Below are 4,852 nucleotides of genomic sequence, written 5' to 3'. Positions count from 1 at the left end.
CGAAGCGGTCCGGCTTGAGCTTGCGAATGACGTCGCGCATGCCGGAGCTTTCCAACTGGAACACCCCGGTTGTGTCGCCGCGACACAGCATCTCGTAGGTCGGCGCGTCGTCGAGCGGCAGCTGCGACAGGTCAACGGCGATATCACGGCGTTTCAGCAACGCAGCCGCCCGTGCCAGCACGGTCAACGTCTTCAGGCCGAGGAAGTCGAACTTCACCAGTCCTGCCTTCTCGACGAACTTCATATTGAATTGAGTGACCGGCATGTCCGACCGCGGGTCCTGGTAGAGCGGCACCAGCTCGTCGAGCGCCCGGTCGCCGATCACCACGCCCGCCGCGTGGGTCGAGGCGTTTCTGAGCAGCCCCTCAACCTGTTGGCCATAGGTCAGCAGGCGATCGACCACCTCTTCGGCGCGGGCCTCTTCGCGCAGGCGCGGCTCGTCTATCAGGGCCTGGGCGATCGACACCGGCTTGACCCCTTCGACCGGGATCAGCTTGGACAGGCGGTCCACCTGCCCGTAGGGCATCTGCAATACCCGGCCCACGTCGCGCACCGCCGCCTTGGACAGCAGCGCACCGAAGGTGATGATCTGCCCGACCTTGTCGCGGCCGTATTTTTCCTGAACGTAGCGGATCACCTCTTCGCGGCGGTCCATGCAAAAGTCGATGTCGAAGTCGGGCATCGACACCCGTTCGGGGTTCAGGAACCGTTCGAACAGCAGGCTATAGCGCAGCGGGTCAAGGTCGGTGATCGTCAGCGCATAGGCCACCAGCGACCCCGCACCCGACCCCCGCCCCGGCCCGACCGGAATATCGTGATCCTTGGCCCATTTGATAAAGTCGGCCACGATCAGGAAATAGCCGGGAAAGCCCATGCCCTCGATGATGCCCAGCTCGAATTCCAGCCGTTTCTCGTATTCCTCGACCGAGGCCGCATGCGGGATCACCGCCAGACGCGCGGCCAGACCTTCCTTGGCCTGCCGCCGCAGTTCGTCCACCTCGTCATCGGCGAATTTCGGCAGGATCGGGTCGCGTTTTTCGGCCTTGTAAGCACAGCGGCGGGCGATCTCGACGGTATTTTCCAGCGCCTCGGGCAGATCGGCGAACAGGGTCGCCATTTCCTCGGGGGTCTTGAAATAATGCTGGGCCGTCAGGCGGCGGCGCGGCCCTTGCTGATCGACATAAGCGCCCTCGGCAATACAGATCAGCGCGTCATGCGCCTCATACATCTCGGATTTCGGGAAATAGACGTCATTGGTCGCCACCAGCGGCAGGCCCATCGCATAGGCCATCTCAATATGACCGCGCTCGGTCGCGGTTTCCGCGGGCGGCAGGCCGGCCTCGCCGGGATGGCGTTGCAATTCGACATACAGCCGATCCGGATAGATCTGCGCCAGCCGGGTCATCAAAGCCTCGGCCTTGGGGCGCTGACCGGCCTGCAACAGCTTGCCCACCGGGCCATTGGGGCCGCCCGACAGGCAGATCAGCCCGTCTGAATAGTGTTCAAGCTCATCCAGTGTGACCTTGGGCAACTCGCCCCCGGCATCCAGATACAAGCACGAGTTCAGCTTCATCAGGTTGACATACCCGGCCTCGTTCTGGGCCAGCAGAACCACCGGTGCCGCGCCGCGCGGCTTTTCCCCCGGCGCCTGCGGGTCATAGTCCAGATCGACCTGACAGCCGATGATCGGCTGAATACCGGCCCCCGCGGCGCCAACCGAAAATTCCAGTGCCGCGAACAGATTGTTGGTGTCGGTCACCGCCACCGCAGGCATCCCGGCAGCCTTGCACATGTCGGGCAGCTTTTTCACCCGCACCGCGCCTTCCAGCAACTAATATTCGGTGTGCAGGCGCAAATGGATGAATCGAGGCTGATTGGTCATGGCCGCATCCTAATCAGCGCCTCCGGCTTCGAAAAGCACATAGTGACCGGCGCAAAAGCGAAGTTTTGATTGGCGGCTTTGGAGGCCGGGGGGCTATGGTTGAAAAGACGACGTCCCTCATTCCAGCCCGAGGTCCGCATGCCTATCACATTCAACCCCGAAACCGATCTTGAACTGGTGCGGACGCTCAACGCATCGCCCGAGGCACTGTATCGCTGCTGGACCGAGGCCGACCTGTTGAAACAATGGTTCTGCCCGGCCCCGGTCACCGTGCCCAAGGCGGTGCTGGACCCACGGCCCGGTGGTCGGTTCTATACGCTGATGCGGTTGCCAGATGGCACCGAATTGTCGAACGACGGCAGCTATCTGATCGCCGATCCGGCAGGCCGGATCGCTTTTACCGATTCCCTGCATGCAGGGTTCCGCCCCAGCGGCGCTGGTTTCATGACCGCAGTCATAACCTTCGATCCGTCCGAAAACGGCACCCGCTATGTCGCCCGTGTGCTGCATGCCACGGCGGAAGATCGCGCAAAGCATGAGGAAATGGGCTTTCACCAAGGCTGGGACATCGCGACGAGGCAACTCGAAGCACTGGCCGGAACCCTTTAGCGCCTGAATTCGGGCAGATCGCTAAGTGGTTGTTATCACAATATCTCTTTCAGCGTCATTGCCGGATTTCCGGTAAAATCCGCCCCTTGCACCCCCGCAGGCGCATATTTTTTGACCAATCGGTGTAAAATGGTGCATGCTGATCCACGTGAACCTTGCCAAGCGCGGCGGTTACCGCTTTGCTGGATGGGTCATATCTCCGCGTGTTTTCTACGCCGCATCGAGGACGCGCATTTTGGGGCAATACGGCTGGTAAGGCGGCGGGTTCTACGCGAATGAATATCGCGTTTCTTCTGAACGGAGAGCGGGTGCATCTGACGGATGCGCCGGAAACGGAAACCTTATTGGACTGGCTGCGCACTCGGCGCGGCCTGACCGGCACGAAAGAAGGCTGCAACGAAGGCGATTGCGGCGCTTGCACCGTGATGATCACCGATCAGGACGGCAGCCGCGCATTGAATGCCTGCATCCTGCTCCTGCCGCAATTGAACGGCAAGGCGGTGCGCACGGTCGAAGGCCTGTCCGGCCCCGATGGCAGCCTGCACCCGGTGCAACAGGCGATGATCGACCTGCACGGCAGCCAATGCGGCTTTTGCACGCCGGGTTTCGTGATGTCGATGGCCACCGCGCACAAGACCGGTGCCACCAATTACAACGATCAACTGGCCGGGAACCTGTGCCGCTGCACCGGTTATGCGCCGATCATCCGCGCCGCCGAGGCCGCCGAGGCCGCGCCGGTGCCCGAATGGATGGCCGAGGATCTGGGCAAGCTGGGCACCATCCCCGCCAATGCTGCCCTGCCGCGCTCGTCCGACGCGCTGGCGGCGTGGTATGCGGCCAACCCCAACGGCACGCTGATCGGCGGCGCCACCGATGTCGGCCTTTGGGTCACCAAGCAATTGCGCGATCTGGGTCCTGTGGCGTTTCTGTCGGGCTGCACCGACCTGCAGCATATCGAGATCGGCGCGACCGATATTCTGATCGGCGCTGCGGTCACGATCACCGATCTGGGCACGGCGATTGCGCCTTATCATCCGGGTTTTGCTGAAATGATCCGCCGCTATGGCTCGACCCAGGTGCGCAATGCCGCGACGGTTGGCGGCAATATCGCCAATGGCTCGCCCATCGGCGACAGCCCTCCGGCGCTGATCGCGCTGGACGCCCGCCTGCACCTGCGCAAGGGCGACACGCGGCGGGTGATCGCGCTTGAGGATTTCTTTCTGGACTATGGCAAACAGGACCGCGCCCCCGGCGAATTCGTCGAAGCGGTCAGCATCCCGCGTCAGGACGACCGGCTGAAATGCTATAAGCTTTCCAAGCGGTTCGATCAGGATATCTCGGCGCTGTGCGGCTGTTTCAACCTCACCGTCAGCGATGGCATCGTGACCGCCGCCCGCATCGCCTTTGGCGGCATGGCGGGCATTCCGAAACGCGCCAGCGCGGTCGAGGCCGCCCTGATCGGCCAGCCGTGGAGCCTAGCCACGGTTGACGCCACCGCCGAGCTTTGGGCGCAGGATTTCGCGCCGCTCAGCGACATGCGGGCCAGTGCCGCCTATCGCCTGACCACCGCGCGCAACCTGCTGACCCGCTATTTCCTTGAGGATCAGGGCAGCGCCACAAATGTGCTGGAGGTGCGGGCATGAGCGTGACCAAACCCCTGCCGCATGACGCCGCGCCCCTGCATGTGACCGGTCAGGCGCGCTATGTCGATGACATCCCGACCCCGGCCAACGCCGTGCATCTGGCCTTTGGCCTGTCCGAGATCGCCCATGGCGCGATCACCAGCATCGACCTTTCCGCCGTGCGCGCCGCGCCGGGGGTGATCGCGGTGCTGTCGGCCGAAGATTTCGACCAGATGCCGGATTGCTCGCCCTCGGCCCATGACGAGCCGCTTTTGGCGGTGGATCAGGTGTTCTATCTGGGCCAGCCGGTGTTTCTGGTCGTGGCCGACAGCCATCTGGCCGCCCGCAAGGCCGCGCGTCTGGGCAAGATCACCTATAACGCCTTGCCCGCGCTGCTGACCATCGAACAGGCGCTGGCCGCCGACAGCCGGTTCGAGGAAGGCCCGCGCATTTATCAGATCGGCGATGCCGCCGCAGCCATCGACACCGCGTCGCACCAGATCGACGGCGTGATCGAAATGGGCGGGCAGGAACATTTCTATCTGGAAGGTCAGGCCGCGCTGGCAGTGCCGCAAGAAGGCGGCGATATGCTGGTGCACAGCTCAACCCAGCACCCAAGCGAGATCCAACACAAGGTCGCTCATGCGCTGGGCGCCCATATGAACGCCGTTCGGGTCGAGGTCCGCCGGATGGGCGGCGGCTTTGGCGGCAAGGAAAGTCAGGGCAACGCGCTGGCGAT

4 protein-coding genes are annotated in these 4,852 nt (G+C 63.3%); 3 read left to right on the top strand and 1 reads right to left on the bottom strand.

The features are described 5' to 3' along the window. A partial coding sequence (dnaE, locus tag ABYW26_RS10635; RefSeq protein WP_372604823.1) for a DNA polymerase III subunit alpha occupies positions 1-1,831 on the bottom strand: 1,831 nt, incomplete at its 3' end. Positions 1,832-2,020: 189 nt separating this feature from the next. Here dnaE and ABYW26_RS10630 point away from each other — a divergent pair. The 3 genes from ABYW26_RS10630 to ABYW26_RS10620 form a co-directional block, all read left to right on the top strand. After that, positions 2,021-2,491, top strand: coding sequence for an SRPBCC family protein (locus ABYW26_RS10630; protein WP_372604821.1), 471 nt, complete (start codon positions 2,021-2,023; stop codon positions 2,489-2,491). A 275-nt stretch (positions 2,492-2,766) separates the two neighbouring features. Further along, a complete protein-coding gene (xdhA, locus tag ABYW26_RS10625; protein WP_372604819.1) occupies positions 2,767-4,134 on the top strand; it encodes a xanthine dehydrogenase small subunit in 1,368 nt (455 codons plus the stop codon). Further along, positions 4,131-4,852, top strand: a 722-nt coding sequence (locus ABYW26_RS10620; protein ID WP_372604817.1) for a molybdopterin cofactor-binding domain-containing protein, incomplete at its 3' end; no start/stop codon positions are given. The genes xdhA and ABYW26_RS10620, both read left to right, overlap by 4 nt.

Source organism: Actibacterium sp., assembly GCF_041584535.1.
GTDB lineage: Bacteria > Pseudomonadota > Alphaproteobacteria > Rhodobacterales > Rhodobacteraceae > Actibacterium_D.
This window is presented reverse-complemented; position numbering and strand designations above follow the sequence as displayed.

Coding starts and splice junctions, on each gene's coding strand:
- xdhA (WP_372604819.1), top strand. CDS start 2,767: ATGAATATCGCGTTTCTTCTGAACGGAGAGCGGGTGCATCTGACGGAT.
- ABYW26_RS10630 (WP_372604821.1), top strand. CDS start 2,021: ATGCCTATCACATTCAACCCCGAAACCGATCTTGAACTGGTGCGGACG.